Raw genomic sequence first — 16,331 nt, 5'->3', positions numbered from 1 at the left:
TTAATCATTACGCCAAATCTTATATCCGACCTCTCGCATTGCTCTGCCGAGCAGGTGGGAGGCGACTGGCGCAGTGAGAACGATAAACAACATCGTACCGATAACCCTAGAGATCACGGTAACTTCAGGGAGTGAGAAAGCGACCGCTAATAACAAACAGCTCACTCCGACAGTTCCAGCTTTGGTAGCTGCGTGCATTCGGGTATACAAATCAGGAAGCCTCAGGACACCTAGACTTGCAACCAAGGTCAACAATGTTCCTAAGCATAAAAATAGTCCAATCAACACGTCCATTATTCTTTCTCCTTTCTTTTAACGATCAAACGTGCAAATGCGATCGTGCCGAGAAATGCAACCAAACCTAATGTAATGGCGATATCTAACAGAGCGTCCTCACCGCTGTCTAAGGTGTAAACCGTAATAAATCCGATAGTGATAAATGAAATCAGATCTAACGCCACCACTCGATCAGCTAGCGTTGGTCCTAGAATTAAACGAGCAAAAGCCATAACAAAGCTGAGTAGTAGCCCAGAATAGGCAAAAGTGACCGTTATTTGCAGCCAACTATCCACGCGTCACCTCCAAAATTCGATGCTCTAACCCATCTTTAATTCCGCGAATAACCTCTTCATGTTCAGGTGCAAACATGGCATGAACGATAAGATACTTTTTATCAGCCGTAACATCCAAACTAAGCGTGCCCGGTGTTAAAGAAACCATGTTCGCCAGTAATGTGATTTCTAGATCAGAATCGACCTCCAGAGGGACATAAACGATATCAGGCTGACTCAAATGAGTAGGTGTCACAACGTCCCACACCACTTTCGCAACCGATATAACCATTTCATAAGCGAAGTACACCAATAACTTCAATGCAGATGCAAAACGTTGAAAATAGCTCGTTTTCAATCCAAATGGTTGACTCAACCTTAAAGCAAAAAAGCCGACCGTAAATCCGACAACAAAATTCAGACTCGAATAGCTGCCATTAAGCATCATCCACGCTAACGCTAAGAAAAAATTGAGGAATAGATAGATCATGCATTTCCTCCTAACACCACTCTGATGTATTCAGTCGGATTTAACAGTTGTTCTGCAGCTTGAACGGAAAATTGATAAAAAGGCTCCGCCACTAAGCCAATGATTAGCGTCAACGTTGTCAATACAATAATTGGAACGCAGTACAACCAATGTACTTTGGCCTGCAGAGTCTGTTCTGGCTTCTCTCTAAATGGCTTTTTCCAAAATGCCTCACTCCAAATTTTCGTCATCGAGTAGACAGTAAGCAACCCCACCAATAACGCGGTACCTGCTAACCAGTAATACTCAGCCTGTATGCTCGACTTGATGACCAATAGCTTTCCCCAGAAACCCGATAGCGGTGGGAAACCGGCCAGAGAAAACGCAGGGACAAGAAACAAGAACGCTAACCAAGGCATAGCTTTGTATACCCCACCCAAATGTTCAAGTTGACTAGAGCCATATTTGCGCTCGATGAATCCACCTATTAAGAACAAATTCGCTTTTACAATGATGTGATGAACAATGTAGAAAATGGCACCGGCTAAAGCTAAGGGAGTGTAAATAGCCAACCCCATGATCATATAGCCTATTTGGCTAATAATATGAAAAGAAAGAATTTTCTTAATGTCGAATTGGCTAGCCGCTCCTAAAACGCCCGTTAACATGGTTAGCCCTGCGACCCAAATTAACGTCGGTTGCCAACCACTCTCGGCGAGCGGAAATACCAAGGTAAAGACTCTTATCAACGCGTATACACCGACTTTAGTAAGCAACGCGGCAAACAGTGCCACCACACCGCTTGGTAACGTGTGATAAGAAGCTGGCAACCAAGCAAATAAAGGAAAGAGTGCCGCTTTAATAGAAAAGGCAAACAAAAATAGCGCGGACAGCATCATGTTGATGCTCAATTCATTTTCCCCTACTTTGGTGTAGAGATCGGCCAGGTTCAAGGTGCCCGTTGCGCCATACAACAAGCCGATAGCAAGCAAAAATACCAGCGTCGAAATCAGGTTCAACATCACGTACTTTACTGCACCATCAACTTGAGTTTTCGTTGCATCTAACACCATTAAACCAAATGATGAAATGAGCATGACCTCAAACCAAACATACAGATTAAAAATATCTCCAGTCAGGAAAGCGCCATAAACGCCAGCAAGCAACATGTGCATTAACGCATGGTAATTGCTATAGGAGGGCTTTCGGTGAAGGTCCGCCATCGCGTAGAAAACACATATCGCACCAATCACCGCCGTGATCATCACCATAGCAACGCTGAGGTAATCTGCGACAAACACGATACCAAATGGCGCACTCCACTGACCAAAAGCAACGGCTTGAATACCATTATTTATGATGTTTTCTGTGAGAAAGCCCGCAACGAAAAGGTTCGAAATCGCACTTACACCGCTCAACCACTCAACACTTTTTGTTGAGCGACGGACGAAGAAGATAATCAACGCCGTACTCAGCGAGAGAACTACCGGTAACGTAAGCAAAATCGAACTCATTGACCCTCCTCAGAACGTTGCATTTCATCGACGTTTGCAGTTCCAGTGTCTTTATAAGCTCGATAGAACAGCATTAAAGCAAAAATAAGTAGTCCAAAACCGATGACTATCGCAGTTAAGATAAGCGCTTGAGGTAAAGGATTTGCCGCGCTATCTGGTGGTAAAAGAGCATTATCGCCAATCAATGGCGGTTCTCCGGGCGTCAGCCTCCCAGCTGTAAAAATAGCAAGGTTAACCGCACTACTGAGTAACATGATGCCGAACAAAAGGCGCAAGATATGCTTTTCAAGCATTAAATAAACACCTGCTGCGACAAATACTCCAACGACAACACTCCAGACTATTTCCATCACTCTAGCTCCTCATTAATACGAAGCAGCATACCCATCACGCCACCTATAACGGCAAGGTAAACACCAACATCAAAAACCAATGGCGTCCCTAGTGGTATCACGTCTTTCCACCACAGTCCGGTCAAAAACGGTTTATCAAACGCAAAGCTCAAAGCACCAGAAACTAAGCTCAATGCGATGCCAGATAACGCAATGAGAAACGGTTTGAAATACAACCTAGAACGAACGTATTTCGGTGATTCCGCGAACATGAGAAGTGATAAACCAATAACGGCAATCAACGCACCAATAAAGCCACCACCCGGTTCATTATGACCACGTAACAACAGATACACTGAAAATACGAGCATGAGTGCCGAAACAATGTGTGCCGTGGTTGCAAAAATTAATGATTGGATACGATTTTGCTTTTTCGCTCTTGTCTTAAGCAAACTCACTGCCGCAATCCCAGCAATAACAACGACGACAACTTCTCCCAATGTATCAAATGCGCGAAAGTCGACCAGAATAACGTTAACAATGTTTCGCCCATGTCCACCCGGGACACTGTTTTCTGCAAAGAAATCTGACACCGAAGAGTCCATCGGCTGAGACGTGATTCCTAACAAAAGTAAAGTAACCGAAACACCTATCACACCTGCTATGCAAATATTCGCTACTTTACGTTTTATTGAATGCTTGGGCACGGTGGCTAGACGCGGCATATGACGCATTAACAATGCAAGAAAGACCACCATTAATGTTTCCACTAACAGTAAAGTCTTCGCAACGTCCGGGGCGCTATAAATCATAAAAACAAGCGTGGTCATGAAGCCAATCATACCAAGCGCAGAAATCGCAAGAAGTCTTGCGTGGGACAACGTACATACGAGCGCAGCACCAATCAACAATAAGGCAATACCAATCTCATAGAAAGTGACACTTGAAAGTTCGCCAACCAAAGGCAGAGGAATAAGCGCTACCTGACTCAGTAACGCAACGGCAAGTACCGTGAAAAATAATAGGACATAGCGACTCAATTTCTTTTGCTGTAACCGCGCCGTTTGCCACTTCGCCACTGTCATCATGCCATCTAATAGTCGTTCAAAAATATTCTCCGCTTTGGGGACGAATAGATGTAACCGCTGAAAAAATGCAGACACAGCTGGATAAACACGGTACACCACATACCCCAACGCTAGCGTAATAACGCTTAACACTAACGGTACATTCACGCCATGCCATAGTGATGTCTCTTTAAGAGCTGCTGTGGGCAGAATGTCAGCAGAGCCCGGAAAAATAATATTGCGATCTAACCAATTTAAACCGAATAACGGGACTAGGAGACTGCCAAGAGCCAGGAGCAAAGGCGAGATCCACATGGCTTTTTTTGTCTCAACTGGCTTAGTTTCAATCGGCACGAGATCACGGCGAGCAAAGAATGGTCTCGCAATAAGCATAATGGTTAGCGCGACCATCAGTATATTCACGATTAAAAGTACAAAGGCGATCCAGTTATTGAGCTCTACTGCGGATTTGTACATGTATTCTTTGTTCAAAAAGCCTAACAACGGCGGGAACCCCGCTTTAGACAATGCAGCCAAACTCCCCGCAACCATGCTGATGACGAGAACTGACTTCAGACCGTACAATTGATCAATATCTCGTGTTCCTGTCGCTTTGTCGATATTACCCACCACCATAAACAGCGCAGCTTTATAGAAAGAGTGAGCGAGAATAAACATCAATACCGCACTAACGGCCAAATCTGTGCCCATACCTAGTAATAATGTTAATTTACCCAAAGCAACATTCGTGCTGTAGGCTAGCATCAGCTTCAAGTCAGTTTGTTTTAATGCGACAAATGTGCACCAAATGGCCGTGATACTCCCAGTGATGACTAAAGCATAAAACCAGATCTCGCTGTGGGCATAAACTGGCGATAAACGTGCTAATAGGTAAATGCCTGCCTTTACCATTGTTGCCGAGTGTAAATACGCACTGACCGGAGTGGGAGCTGCCATCGCGTTAGGTAGCCAAAAATGAAACGGGAATTGCGCAGATTTAGTAAATGCACCGAGTAGTATGAGCACTAGAGATGGGATAAACCATTCATGCTGCGCAATAGTTCCTGCCTGCTCGATAATGGTATTTAGCTCATAACTCCCTGCCATTGCTCCCAGCAAGATAAGACCCGCTAGCAACGCTAGTCCACCAGCACCGGTAACAATCAGCGACTGCAAGGCGTTTTTCCGAGACGTTTTATTTTCGTGATTAAACCCGATCAGTAAGTAAGAAGTGATGGTGGTGAGTTCCCAGAAAACAAATAACAACAGAATATTATCGCTCATCACAATCCCTAGCATGGCAAGCATGAATAGGGTTAGATACAAATGAAAGGAAAACCGGCTATCACTTTCTCGTAAATAAGCCAAAGCGTAGATTTGAATCAGTGCGCCAATCCCACTGATCAGTCCCGCAAAAAGAAATGAAAGACCATCTAATCTAAAGCTAAGGTTGATATCGAGGCTTGGTATCCATTCCGCATTCCAGCTCACGCCTGCAGGAGTATAGATATAGAAGAGAAAAGAGAAGATTAAAACTGGCAGCGCAGGGAAAATCAGTAAGACCAACTGATTATCTAGGTTTTTCGGCAGGTTTTCTTTACCCGTTATGTTATTCAACATCGCAGCCCATTCGTTATTATAAGAAGGTACGCGCTATTCGGCGCAAATGACAAACTCCACTGTATTGTTTTAGCCCAAGCGCTTCAAAAACGATCATGAAACCAAGGGAAAAGTAGCAAACAGTAATCACTGAGTGCTACTTAGAGGAACGCCGATACAAACCGCTATTTGCTGTCTGCTACGGCATAAGAACGTAGGTCACTACTTACGTGTTCTTGGCTGAATGTATATGGATTATCGTCATCAGCTAACTCGAATGCATCGTAGGTGCAGTCACCGATATCATTTCTCGGACAAACATAAACATTCGAACGTTCTATCATTTCTGTGTGGCATTTCGGGCATAGGTTTTTCATGTCACTCTCCTCTGATAACTTATTGATACATTGATAATTCCATGTTCTAGAGATCCATCTCCCTCCTTTACCTAAAACATAACTTAAACCCAACTTTGTTACACCCCAATTACTGAATCGGTGAGACAAAGCCATCGGGCTTAAGAGCGACCAAACTACAGTTAATCGATTGCAAAATATTTTCAGCCGTATTACCAATGACATAGCCAGATATACCAGTTCTCGCTAAGGTTCCCATTACCAGCACGTCTACCTCAATACTCTCTACGTAATCTGGAATCTTTTCGTCGGGTTTTCCATGCAGGTGGTGAATCACAATTTCACCTGTAATCCCAGACTCCTCCAACAGCTGTTGCAGAGCTTGTTTATGATCGGCTTTTGCTTTGTCGAGTTCATGTTTCAACTCAGCATCATCGACTTGAATCCAAGCGTTACCATTTAGGTAGTTTTCTAAGTAATACTCCCAGCAAGAAATCACGTGTAAACGACTATCGCAGGTGTCGGCAATCGAACGCGATAATTCGAGTAAACGCACGGCTAATGAGTGCTGTTCATCGCTTGCCGTTAATGGGTCGATAGCCACAGCAACACGGCGCTTATCTCTTGGCTTATCAATTGGTCGGTGCAACCAAAGCGGACAAGGGCATTTTCGTAACAGAGTCATATCAATAGCTTTGAAACCCTCAGCACCTTCACCGAGCGGTTCAGCTTCTTTGATGATGAGATCTTTGTTATCAGCTAATGCTTCTTGAATAATACAGACAGCGGGCTTTTCACTGCTTTTCACAGTAAGAGGAAATGCGAGATCCTCTTCAGAGAGTCCCAGCTTCTGTCTATATTCGTGAATACTTTGTTTGAGGGAGTCTTGCAGCGATTGCTCATAACTTTGCTGATACTGGATCATGTCTGTTGGGAAATCAGGACACGCTATTAGCCCTGAGACAGGCACTTTGTTGCTAGATGCAATCCTCATCGCTTGTTCGAGGGCGTCACTATGGCCTGGCAATCCTTGTGTTGCAAAAAGTATGTTTGCGAATCGTTTCATACACACCTCCTTGTTTGGTTAAATATTAACCACCCACAAAGTATAATACCTAACGGATAATTGTAACGGCTTGTGACGTTGATGAAATCAATTCTCATTAAGAGACGGATATTGCTTCATTTTGTTTTACGTCACACTCTCCTTTCTTCACAACTATCGCCTTCGACCTAAATAAATTCCGCTACCTAAAGTTAAGACCAAATAAAAACCCAAATTACTCAAAGTTTTTTCTCACCTTAAGTAACTTGGGTATAAGCAATAACACACTTATTGTCCGGATTTAAATAGATGGCCTAAATTTTCACGCAACTTAGTTTAAAGATGCCATCTCAATCACGAATCGATATGCAACGTTTTACGGCTTTAGTGACCTAAAATCGCCGTAACTCAATGTTAAGGTTGTTGTTTTGTCGGTGCCAAAGCAATTTCACGAACACATACACCTTGCGGTTGCTGATAAGCAAACAGCACTGCTCGTGCAATGTCGTCTGCTGCCAACACGCCGCCCATATCCACCTTCCAAGCGTCATAGCCATCTTTAATATCTTGAGACGTTGTATGTGAAAGTAATTCCGTTTCCACTGCACCAGGTGCAATCGTCGTAACGCGAACATTCGATGACGCAACTTCTTCACGTACGTTTTCAGAAATAGCATGAACCGCAAATTTGGTACCGCAATAAGCAGCATGATCAGGGAATGTTTTCTTGCCCGCGATAGAGCTGATGTTAATGATCGTACCACTGTTACGTGCTTTCATCGGTGCTAGGACGGACTGCATGCCATTGAGTAAGCCAATTACGTTCACATCAAACATGCGCTTCCACTCCGATGCTTCCTGAGTATCTATCTGACCTAGAAGCATAACGCCTGCGTTATTTACAAGTGCATCTACCGGACCATACAACGCTTCAGCTTTCTCAATTGCAGCCTCGAAAGAAGCTTTGTCGGTCACATCTACCTTTTCACAAAGCGTATTTGGTAAGTTTAATGCTTCCAAACGTTCTACACGTCTTGCTAACAAAAGAAGAGCATGGCCCTGTTCACTGAAGTGACGTGCAATCGCTTCACCAATGCCTGAACTGGCGCCTGTAATAACAATTAACTTTTTCATTTTGAATCCTTAATCGAACGGTTTACATCAGTGGCGGTAAGTTTAAGAAAACTTTTTTTGTTGATATATACCGACCTAGTTGAAACACTGTTGTTATACTGCAACAATACTTTTTTGAATTATGAAGAAGTCATCATGCAAACACACATCAACCTTGCGGATATTCGCTCTTTCGTCCTAATCGCTCAACTAGGAAACTTCACGAAAGCAGCAGAGCAACTTGGCGTTTCTCGCTCACACGTTTCACGTCAAATAACAAATCTGGAGCAACAGATTGGTGTCACTTTGCTACAAAGGACCACTCGAACACTGAACCTCACCGAAGCAGGCAAGGTTCTGTATAAACAGTGTGAAACTGCCCTTCACAATATTGATCAAGCTGTTATGGCAGTGGTTGATGATGTAGAAGACTTAAGAGGTGACATTCGTATCAACTGTGTGGGGGGCTATTTAGGAGAAGACGTTGTCGCAGATATCGTTGCTCAGTTTCTAATCCAACACCCACAAGTGAGCATTAACTTAGATTTTAGCAGCCATCGTGTCGATTTAATCGCGGATGAATTCGATATCGCTTTTCGAATGGGAAAGTTAGACGACTCCAACTTTATCGCTCGCAAACTGATCGATGTGGAAATGGGGACATACGCAAGCCCAAACTATTTAGAAACATATGGCTATCCTTCGCATCCAAAGGACTTAGAAAAACACATTTGTTTGACAGGTAGTGTGACACGGTGGGCATTTGAGAACACAAATACAAAGCAGTCAACGGAACACCAGATACGTGGACAGTTACGATGTAAGAGTGGCAGAGTAATGATAAAAGCAGCCTTGGCGGGAAATGGCATCATCCGTGTGCCAGCACTTTATTGCCAACAAGAACTCCAGACAGGCAAGCTAAAAGAAGTGTTTACCAATTGGAGCATTCCGAGTGTGGAATTTTCACTCCTTTATCATCACGACCGACATCAACCAAAACGCATCCGAGCCTTTGTTGATTTTACTACGCAATACTTTCGCAAACTGCAGAGTAAAGACAAGTAACCTGCACGTTGGTACCTGTCTATGTATGCTTTATAGGCTGAGCCTGTGAACCTGGGGTTTGTTCTAGAAAGAGTGTGAGCATTTTGACGCTTAAGGTTTGGTTTTCATAAACGTCAGAGGTGTTTGTCCAGTTTGCTTTTTGAAAAATGCAATAAAAGCACTGTCTGACGAAAACTCCAGCCAATCGGCAGCTGCGCTGACTGGCATGCCCGTTGATAACAATTCAACTGCTTTTAAAAGCCTCCACTGTTGCCGCCAATCTTGATAACTCATTCCCGTTTCCGACTTAAATAATCGTGTTACCGTCTTGGTGCTTGCCCCAACTTTGCTTGCAAGAGTAGTAAGCGAAGGAGCTAGAAATGAAGGTTCAACCAACTCTCGACGAAACGTTGTTAAGCGCCGATGCGATGGCAAAGGCAACTGAAACGAATAACGTTTCGCAGCATAAAACTCCTCCCAAAAAAGCGCCGTCGTATTTACCATCTCGCTGCTAGGCTTATCCCACTCCCAAAATGACATTTTATCAATAAGAGCTTGGAGTAAATTATTCACTTCTATCATCGTGATCTTACTCGGACAGGCAAACTCCTCACAATCAAAATACAAAGATCGGTACGCCACCACATTCGTCATTAGTGCGCGATGCGGCGTATTAGGTGGGATCCAAACCGCCTTTGTCGGTGGCAAAATACAAATCGAGTCTTCCAGAGCAAAACTCATACAACCTTGAGGTGCGTACAATAACTGCCCTTTCTTGTGCATATGCATACCTGAGTCGTGCTTTCCAATATCCGCAGCAATTCCCACTACACAATTAGAAATTTTGTCTGCATCAAATTGTGTTTTTTCGTTAATAAGCGCCATTTTGTCCGAATGTTGATGTATTTGGTTTTTATGTTGTTATTAGATCAATCATAGCCTCATTTATACTGCCCGCCAACTTCATTAACGATGGGTAACAATATGAATACTAAGCTCTCTTTATGGCTCATGCTGGTCATGTTGATGTTTCCGCAAATTGTAGAAACCATCTATAGCCCAGCGCTGAGCTCAATCGCTCTATCATTTGATGTAAACCACGCACAAGCAGCCCAAACATTGTCGATTTACTTCCTAGCTTTTGCCATTGGCGTTGTAGTTTGGGGAGTTCTCGCAGATAAACTGGGAAGAAGGCCCACCATGCTTATTGGGCTCTTTATCTATGGTTGCGCATCTTTACTCGCAACTCAAACCGAAAGCTTTGCTGTTGTCATGACCGCGCGAGCCCTAAGCGCATTTGGTATCGCGGTAGGATCCGTTGTCACACAGACCATGCTTCGTGACGCGTTTGACGGTCAAGAACTGAGTAAAGTCTTTAGCTTAATGGGGATGGGTATATCAATCAGCCCGGTAGTTGGCATGCTATTAGGCGGGCAGCTTACAGCGCTTGGTGGATACCGTTATGTGTTTTTTGCCTTGTTTTTAATCGCGTTAGTATTGCTCGCTTACAACGTTGTTAAGCTTCCTGAAACACAGAAGGAACAGACACCAGTACGGTTGCATCAACTTAGCTGGAAAATGGTAAGAGACGCGCGAATTTGGCGCTCAGGATTACTGGTTGCTTTGTATAACATTGCTCTATTTTCTTATTACCAGCTTGGCGCATTTACTTTCTCGGTACTTGGGTATAACTCCGAACAATTTGGATACAGTGGCATGGTACTGGGGTTAGGCACTCTGCTTGGGAGTTGTTTAAACAAATCCCTAGTGTCTAAAAATGTTCGAAAAAGCCAACTACTTTGGCTCTCAGCAGTATTGCTTAGTTTGGGATCAGTCGGTGTGTTGATTCTGAGCCAATCAATCTGGTTTGTTGCTCCAATGGTGTTAGTCGTCATGTCTTATGGGATTGCGATACCCAATATACTCAGTGACGCACTCGTTGATTATAAACAACAGGTAGGTAGCGCAGGCGCTTTATTTGGGCTCATGTACTACATCATGATCGGGACGGGATTAGCGATGGCTGGAACAGCACAAAACTTAGGTGTCGTTCTATTAGCATGTAGCTGTTTAGCGATTTTATTAGCGTTTTCTAAAAGGCAAGTTCATACCAACTTGTGACCAGATACTACGCATTGCTTGCCTAATCTTCCGAAGATTGGTCTACATCTTTTCTAACGGTTAACTAAAACGTAAATAAAAAGCGCCTGTCGGCGCTTTAATTATCCATAGATCTTATTGCCATGTTGGCTCGCCAAACTCTTCACAACGTTGCTTGTCGTAGTTTTCAATGCGCCCGCGTTTACCTACAAACTGAACCTGAACAACCATTCCAGCTTCAACATATTCACTGAAATAATCGCAAGAAACACGAAAACTAGTATCGCGTATAACAATTGGTACCCATTCATAGCCGCCGCTGCGTGGTAAGTAAGACTTGAAGGTAATGACCCCGTCATCTGAAACGTTGATTTCTTCATCATATTCATTCAACTTATAAAAACGTTGTCCATCAAACTCTGCCTTTGCTTTTTCAATTATTTCCTTCGTTGCTGTCGATTGCATCGGCGTATTTGACACCAGTTGACACCCAACAATAGATGTCAATACGGACAAAGCCAAAGCGAGTTTAGTTATTTTATTCATTTACCTAACCACTGTATAATTATTCAACACTTATCATTTTAAAAAGCGGAAACCATACTTTATTTTTAATAAAAGAAAAAGCGCCTTTTGGCGCTTTTTATCTGAACATTTCTTATCCAAACGTCTCGAGTAAATTTTCTAGAAAAGCTAACTCTTTATTACAATGAATTTTATTTAGGCTCTCACTGGAATCTATTGCTATTTAATCCCAAGCTTCAAACTCATTGGGCTTTACGTGTTTTATTTTTAATCTAACGCTAGGAGCCAGAGTTGTTTCAGTTCCCAATTCACAGTAGTACTCAACAGCATTTTCATCTTCAATTATGTCAACGGAGTTAGCAACGACACTCAACCGTCCACCACCTCTTGTCAATGAAAAGTACGCATTCTTGTTTTCATTTACTTCAAATTTCAAAGGAATGAATTCAGGTTCTTCAAGAGAAATATCTATCCATTTATAGTTATCTAAACTCTTCCCTTGTCGTGGAGCATAAACTGTTTTCAACCCATTTTCGTCAACAACAAAGTACATCGAATTCTCGGCTTGATTAAAGCAAGCTTTCAAACTACCACCTGTATTTTCTAAATGACAAGTGAATACAACTGAACTGTGCTTACACGTAGCACTTACTAAAAATGGAAGATAAGCAAAAAATAGTAAGGATATCGTCTTTGTAAAGTTAAGAAACATATGACAGATTAATCAAATTGACTTCAAATCAATCCACGTTCATTAGTAATGGCCGTCCCTTACCCGAATATATCTACCCATGACCAATGGATAAAATTATTTATTAAAGAAACAGCCACTTTATTTCTTCTACATTAGATACTTAGTCAAATTAGGAATAATTACTTACACTCTTGATTTGAAGAAGTTGAATCCAATGCTAGAGCAACGAAATCATTCCCATATCTTCTAACAACAATAGGTTGCACGGAGTCATAAGAGCCGACCTTAGATTTATCATGAAAGCAAAGGTACACATTATCACCTTTGACTTCCATTAACTCAATCTTGTAATACCAATGGTCATCATCTATGACAATCTCATCTTTTGTTATTTTTGGTACTGCAAGTTTGAATTCACCTTGAAAATCAGAAAAATGTCGTTCTTCGATGCTCTTGGGGTTCAGTGAGTTAGGGAATGATGTAAAGTCTAACAGTTCATAAATATCCGTCATTGAAGCTGCACTAGTCAAACCTGACCAAATAACAGCTAAAATAATTAATAGTCTACTATAAATCATTCAATAATTTCCTTAAGTAATAACGCTTCTTTTTCTCTACGTGTTGGATATAGATCCCTAAAGTCCATAAGGTTATCGTACATTTCTTCCCATTTCTGATTTACAGCTTACGCTTTGACTCTAAATATATACTTATATTTTAAAAATCTCTCTATTTAAAATCCTTTTCAAGAATTAGATATTTACTACTACAATCTTCAAACACAGTAAAATCATTAATTGAATTACCATAATTTTGAATAAATATCATAGAATCTTTGTATTCTGCTTTAACATCACTTTCTGGAAAACTACCAACGAGGCCGTGAAAAGTTAAATATAACTCGTTATCCTCATTAACAATCCCCAACTTTCCTCTCATTTCACTTTTATTGACCCTAGAATAAAAATGTTCTCTATCTATTACAATTTCAATGCTACAATCGTACGAAGAATCTAGAACATACTTTCCATCCAAATCAAAAGCAAAGCATGAGTTGCTAAATATAATTAAAAAAAGACAAAAAATACTATTTTTAATAATTTTCATTACCTACTCTCTCAAGCTCTTTTATTCTTCCCAACACAAATGAGACAATGTTTGACTTTTTAAAACCGTACCATTTTCTACTTCCGTTTAGCTTCCCACCGCATAAATCTATAAATCTCTTGTAACCTTCTAATGCAAATTGCTTGTTTTTAACACAACCTTTTTTCTTTAAGCTAGGATCATGCCAAAGGCCCCACCCGAAACAAGCCTTTGTAACATGGTATACTTGACTCTGTGAAAACACGTACTCGTTGACAACGTGCCTTTTACTCGGGCAATTATTATAAAGAATGTCCAAGCCTTTATTGAACCAACGTAACCTATCATCAAAACCGTTATACCCTCCATTTACTAAATATGTAATATATAAGAAATCATTCAAGTCTGCATGTGAGTTTAACGATGCTAATTTTGACCAATACCAACCTGCTGATAAAGCAGCATAGGGTGGTGACGCTAGCTTTTTTTTATTTTGAAGTGTTGAGTAAAAGTCAACCCCCTCAAACTTGCTATATTTTTTATAATTGCTTTCGAACGTAATTTGGATAAGGCCTCTTCCTTTAAAGCCTCCATATGATGTATCTGAGACTCCTCCCTCTTCTGTATACCTTAAACTACCGGATTCATGGATAACTTGCGCTAGAAAATGAGCCACTCTCAAACACGTGTTTATCTCAAATTTTGACATCGTTTCGATAAGGCTTTGAAAATGATTGTCTATGTTTGTCATTGAAGCATAGATAGCTATGTTTTTTAGCTTATCTTTGGTTAAGATACAACCACATCCGGATTTTTCACTCTTGAACATGAACGGCCAATAATGCCAAAGGCTCTTATCATCGCTTAGTTGCAAATCACCTTGTAAATCTTGCATCCATGAGAACTTATCTGCTCTTTCCAGTTCGAATTGCGAGAAAAGATCAAAGCTATCCATCACTTGATCGCGCCATGGGGAGTTACGGTAGTCCTCTATAGTTACAAAACCAGCGGAGCACTTAATATCTAGAGCTTCCTTTGCGGTCTGATGGATTGATTCATAAAGACTTTGTGACGACTCTGTATGCCAATCTGTAGGATGTTTCACAATAAATCGCTCAAAGTGTTTACGCTTACCGTCTAAGTATACTTTGGCATCGCGAGCAGTGAACGAGGAGAAGTCCGTTACTTGATCTTCTGTCACAGATTCAAGTAATTGCTGAATAAACGAATTACTCATATCAACGGCACCGCTACTATCGGCCCCATCGAGAACAACAAGTGGATTTTCTTCCGCATTTTTGGGAGAAATCTGTTTTTTGAAAAATTCGGGCGGCTCCTCAAAAGAGAACATCTCGATATGCACACGATTATCTTCTTTCTTAGTTCCAATTGCATCGTTACTGTACTCATGCAGTCCCATGTAACCGATATCTTCCCCAGCTGAAACCTTTATCCCCTCTCTAAATAGGAGTGGGAGTAAAGAAACCACACTACCGTCCCTAATCATTGCCGCCTTGTCCGACATCCATTTAGGTTCTGAAACTGGTTCTGATAGGACAGCAGAGGAATCTTCTAAAATGTCAAAGTCACTATTGAGACCCGAAGCAAACCAAACAATCTTGTTTAACAGTGCTTTTTCGCTACCACTTGCCGATTTACCATTCTCTACCACACGGCACTTTATCATTTTGTAGGTATTTTTGTCGATCTGGTATGGATGGGTCTCCTTCTCTTCTGCATACAGGTATTCAAGTAATGTTCCTTTAGACATCGACTGTTTTTTTTCACCAGAATTAGTAGGCACATCACTATGTTTGAAAGTGCGTACATTTCTCGCTTCTTGTAAACGGTAACGCGTGGTTATAGATGAATTGGCGCCAATATCTGAAGGTGGCGCAAGGTGCATATAAAGTGTATAGAACTTAAATACATCTTCACTATCTTCGGGGTTTACAGCCTCATGCTCGATAAGCACAAAGTTATTACTATACTTAAACTCTTGCTCTTGGTACGTTGATGTTAGGTAATCAGGATTTATGCGAAATGCCACTATTTTTCCATCAAGCATCGCTTGAATAGGTCTGAGCCCTTTCCCCCACGGTAACATTTTTGATGTTAAGTGAATGCCACTATGCCAACCGTACCCTTGTCCTATTAAATAACGACCGCTCTTAGCTTGATCAAACAATTTCGTAAAATCACTGAGCGTGTAATAAGCGTCACCTTCTCGTTGTGCTATCGGAAAAACTGCATCCATGATTTAAATGTCCTAGTCAGAAAAGTTATCGTCAAAAGTGACAAATGATGGGCGGTTCAAGTTGTTTGACTTCGTGTACACCACCGCATTAACCCTACCTAAATTAGTAGCAAAGCTAGATTGGCTCGCTATGTTAACGGTACTCCCAAGGGCCATTGCCGATATAGAAATTAGGGTGTCATTTTTGGTTTCGAAAATTTGGCTAATGACGTCAGGAAGTGCTTGTTTGAAGTGGTTAAGTGCTTTTTTATAACCGTTTATACCCTCTTCAACAGAACTCAACGATCTTGCAGAAGCTTGGCTTTGTATGAAATCTAAACGACCGATGATTTCAGTGTTTAGCTCATCGATGTATGAACAGATTTGATTGTTTATCAACGTCCATAAAACAAACTGCAAATACTTCACAGTATTCCCAGTCCCTAAAAAGCGAAGCTTCGCTAATAATTCATAGGGAGGCTCAAACACATCAGCTTGATATAAGACTCTCAATATATCGCCATTTTCGTGCACTTGCTCCAAGAGCAGTTCAACTAAAGGTTCATATTTCTCTAGCGCAGTAGTATCAGTTTGGATGTG

At 41.6% G+C, this 16,331-nt stretch carries 17 protein-coding genes; 2 read left to right on the top strand and 15 right to left on the bottom strand.

Annotated features, from left to right (window positions below; translation table 11 throughout):
- The 9 genes from mnhG to R7F07_RS04735 all read right to left on the bottom strand — a co-directional run bounded on the left by mnhG (position 1) and on the right by R7F07_RS04735 (position 8,067).
- Positions 1 to 294, bottom strand: a complete 294-nt coding sequence (gene mnhG, locus R7F07_RS04775; RefSeq protein ID WP_005373314.1) for a monovalent cation/H(+) antiporter subunit G — start codon at positions 292 to 294, stop codon at positions 1 to 3.
- The gene (locus R7F07_RS04770; protein WP_005373317.1) at positions 294 to 572 is read right to left on the bottom strand and encodes a cation:proton antiporter; all 279 of its coding nucleotides are present in this window, start codon (positions 570 to 572) and stop codon (positions 294 to 296) included. Before R7F07_RS04770 ends, mnhG begins: the two co-directional genes overlap by 1 nt.
- Complete coding sequence (locus R7F07_RS04765; RefSeq protein WP_005373320.1) at positions 565 to 1,041, bottom strand: Na+/H+ antiporter subunit E; 477 nt, start codon at positions 1,039 to 1,041, stop codon at positions 565 to 567. Before R7F07_RS04765 ends, R7F07_RS04770 begins: the two co-directional genes overlap by 8 nt.
- Complete coding sequence (locus R7F07_RS04760) at positions 1,038 to 2,534, bottom strand: Na+/H+ antiporter subunit D (protein WP_017820359.1); 1,497 nt, start codon at positions 2,532 to 2,534, stop codon at positions 1,038 to 1,040. The genes R7F07_RS04765 and R7F07_RS04760 overlap by 4 nt, the downstream gene beginning before the upstream one ends.
- Positions 2,531 to 2,884: a Na+/H+ antiporter subunit C gene (locus R7F07_RS04755; RefSeq protein ID WP_017633704.1), complete on the bottom strand. Its 354-nt coding sequence runs from the start codon at positions 2,882 to 2,884 to the stop codon at positions 2,531 to 2,533. The genes R7F07_RS04760 and R7F07_RS04755 overlap by 4 nt, the downstream gene beginning before the upstream one ends.
- Positions 2,884 to 5,553: a hydrogen gas-evolving membrane-bound hydrogenase subunit E gene (gene mbhE / locus R7F07_RS04750; protein WP_318110449.1), complete on the bottom strand. Its 2,670-nt coding sequence runs from the start codon at positions 5,551 to 5,553 to the stop codon at positions 2,884 to 2,886. Before mbhE ends, R7F07_RS04755 begins: the two co-directional genes overlap by 1 nt.
- Positions 5,554 to 5,717: 164 nt before the next feature.
- Positions 5,718 to 5,909 (bottom strand): hypothetical protein, encoded by a 192-nt coding sequence (locus R7F07_RS04745; RefSeq protein WP_005373328.1) that lies wholly within the window; start codon positions 5,907 to 5,909, stop codon positions 5,718 to 5,720.
- Between the two features lie 109 nt (positions 5,910 to 6,018).
- Positions 6,019 to 6,954 carry a universal stress protein gene (locus tag R7F07_RS04740; RefSeq protein WP_005373330.1) on the bottom strand — a complete coding sequence of 312 codons (936 nt, stop codon included), beginning with the start codon at positions 6,952 to 6,954 and terminating at the stop codon, positions 6,019 to 6,021.
- 393 nt (positions 6,955 to 7,347) lie between these two features.
- Positions 7,348 to 8,067 carry an SDR family oxidoreductase gene (locus R7F07_RS04735; RefSeq protein ID WP_005373333.1) on the bottom strand — a complete coding sequence of 240 codons (720 nt, stop codon included), beginning with the start codon at positions 8,065 to 8,067 and terminating at the stop codon, positions 7,348 to 7,350.
- Between the two features lie 135 nt (positions 8,068 to 8,202).
- Between R7F07_RS04735 and R7F07_RS04730 the strand changes: the two genes are divergently transcribed.
- Positions 8,203 to 9,111, top strand: a complete 909-nt coding sequence (locus R7F07_RS04730) for a LysR family transcriptional regulator (RefSeq protein WP_047101294.1) — start codon at positions 8,203 to 8,205, stop codon at positions 9,109 to 9,111.
- Between the two features lie 90 nt (positions 9,112 to 9,201).
- Here R7F07_RS04730 and R7F07_RS04725 read toward each other — a convergent pair whose 3' ends face one another.
- Complete coding sequence (locus tag R7F07_RS04725) at positions 9,202 to 9,975, bottom strand: AraC family transcriptional regulator (protein WP_047101292.1); 774 nt, start codon at positions 9,973 to 9,975, stop codon at positions 9,202 to 9,204.
- 99 nt (positions 9,976 to 10,074) lie between these two features.
- Between R7F07_RS04725 and R7F07_RS04720 the strand changes: the two genes are divergently transcribed.
- Complete coding sequence (locus R7F07_RS04720) at positions 10,075 to 11,211, top strand: multidrug effflux MFS transporter (protein WP_047101290.1); 1,137 nt, start codon at positions 10,075 to 10,077, stop codon at positions 11,209 to 11,211.
- Positions 11,212 to 11,325: 114 nt separating this feature from the next.
- Here R7F07_RS04720 and R7F07_RS04715 read toward each other — a convergent pair whose 3' ends face one another.
- From R7F07_RS04715 to R7F07_RS04695, 5 genes are all read right to left on the bottom strand, one after another.
- Entirely contained in the window at positions 11,326 to 11,736 is a 411-nt protein-coding gene (locus R7F07_RS04715) for a hypothetical protein (protein WP_033906420.1), read from the bottom strand.
- Between the two features lie 202 nt (positions 11,737 to 11,938).
- Positions 11,939 to 12,268: a hypothetical protein gene (locus R7F07_RS04710; protein WP_047101515.1), complete on the bottom strand. Its 330-nt coding sequence runs from the start codon at positions 12,266 to 12,268 to the stop codon at positions 11,939 to 11,941.
- 320 nt (positions 12,269 to 12,588) lie between these two features.
- Positions 12,589 to 12,987 (bottom strand): hypothetical protein, encoded by a 399-nt coding sequence (locus R7F07_RS04705; protein WP_047101288.1) that lies wholly within the window; start codon positions 12,985 to 12,987, stop codon positions 12,589 to 12,591.
- 151 nt (positions 12,988 to 13,138) lie between these two features.
- Positions 13,139 to 13,516, bottom strand: coding sequence for a hypothetical protein (locus tag R7F07_RS04700; protein ID WP_047101286.1), 378 nt, complete (start codon positions 13,514 to 13,516; stop codon positions 13,139 to 13,141).
- Positions 13,503 to 15,752 (bottom strand): glycoside hydrolase family 19 protein, encoded by a 2,250-nt coding sequence (locus tag R7F07_RS04695; protein WP_250154950.1) that lies wholly within the window; start codon positions 15,750 to 15,752, stop codon positions 13,503 to 13,505. The genes R7F07_RS04700 and R7F07_RS04695 overlap by 14 nt, the downstream gene beginning before the upstream one ends.
- Positions 15,753 to 16,331 lie beyond the last annotated feature (579 nt).

Source organism: Vibrio sp. YT-16 (assembly GCF_033337405.1).
Taxonomy (GTDB): domain Bacteria; phylum Pseudomonadota; class Gammaproteobacteria; order Enterobacterales; family Vibrionaceae; genus Vibrio; species Vibrio alginolyticus.
This window is presented reverse-complemented; position numbering and strand designations above follow the sequence as displayed.

Bases quoted from the DNA above. Each gene is read 5' to 3' on its own strand.
- R7F07_RS04745 (WP_005373328.1), bottom strand. From the start codon at position 5,909: ATGAAAAACCTATGCCCGAAATGCCACACAGAAATGATAGAACGTTCG.
- R7F07_RS04735 (WP_005373333.1), bottom strand. From the start codon at position 8,067: ATGAAAAAGTTAATTGTTATTACAGGCGCCAGTTCAGGCATTGGTGAA.
- R7F07_RS04755 (WP_017633704.1), bottom strand. From the start codon at position 2,884: ATGGAAATAGTCTGGAGTGTTGTCGTTGGAGTATTTGTCGCAGCAGGT.
- R7F07_RS04715 (WP_033906420.1), bottom strand. From the start codon at position 11,736: ATGAATAAAATAACTAAACTCGCTTTGGCTTTGTCCGTATTGACATCT.
- R7F07_RS04700 (WP_047101286.1), bottom strand. From the start codon at position 13,516: ATGAAAATTATTAAAAATAGTATTTTTTGTCTTTTTTTAATTATATTT.
- R7F07_RS04730 (WP_047101294.1), top strand. From the start codon at position 8,203: ATGCAAACACACATCAACCTTGCGGATATTCGCTCTTTCGTCCTAATC.
- R7F07_RS04725 (WP_047101292.1), bottom strand. From the start codon at position 9,975: ATGGCGCTTATTAACGAAAAAACACAATTTGATGCAGACAAAATTTCT.
- R7F07_RS04740 (WP_005373330.1), bottom strand. From the start codon at position 6,954: ATGAAACGATTCGCAAACATACTTTTTGCAACACAAGGATTGCCAGGC.
- R7F07_RS04705 (WP_047101288.1), bottom strand. From the start codon at position 12,987: ATGATTTATAGTAGACTATTAATTATTTTAGCTGTTATTTGGTCAGGT.
- R7F07_RS04760 (WP_017820359.1), bottom strand. From the start codon at position 2,534: ATGAGTTCGATTTTGCTTACGTTACCGGTAGTTCTCTCGCTGAGTACG.
- R7F07_RS04720 (WP_047101290.1), top strand. From the start codon at position 10,075: ATGAATACTAAGCTCTCTTTATGGCTCATGCTGGTCATGTTGATGTTT.
- R7F07_RS04765 (WP_005373320.1), bottom strand. From the start codon at position 1,041: ATGATCTATCTATTCCTCAATTTTTTCTTAGCGTTAGCGTGGATGATG.
- R7F07_RS04710 (WP_047101515.1), bottom strand. From the start codon at position 12,268: ATGTACTTTGTTGTTGACGAAAATGGGTTGAAAACAGTTTATGCTCCA.
- mbhE (WP_318110449.1), bottom strand. From the start codon at position 5,553: ATGTTGAATAACATAACGGGTAAAGAAAACCTGCCGAAAAACCTAGAT.
- R7F07_RS04695 (WP_250154950.1), bottom strand. From the start codon at position 15,752: ATGGATGCAGTTTTTCCGATAGCACAACGAGAAGGTGACGCTTATTAC.
- mnhG (WP_005373314.1), bottom strand. From the start codon at position 294: ATGGACGTGTTGATTGGACTATTTTTATGCTTAGGAACATTGTTGACC.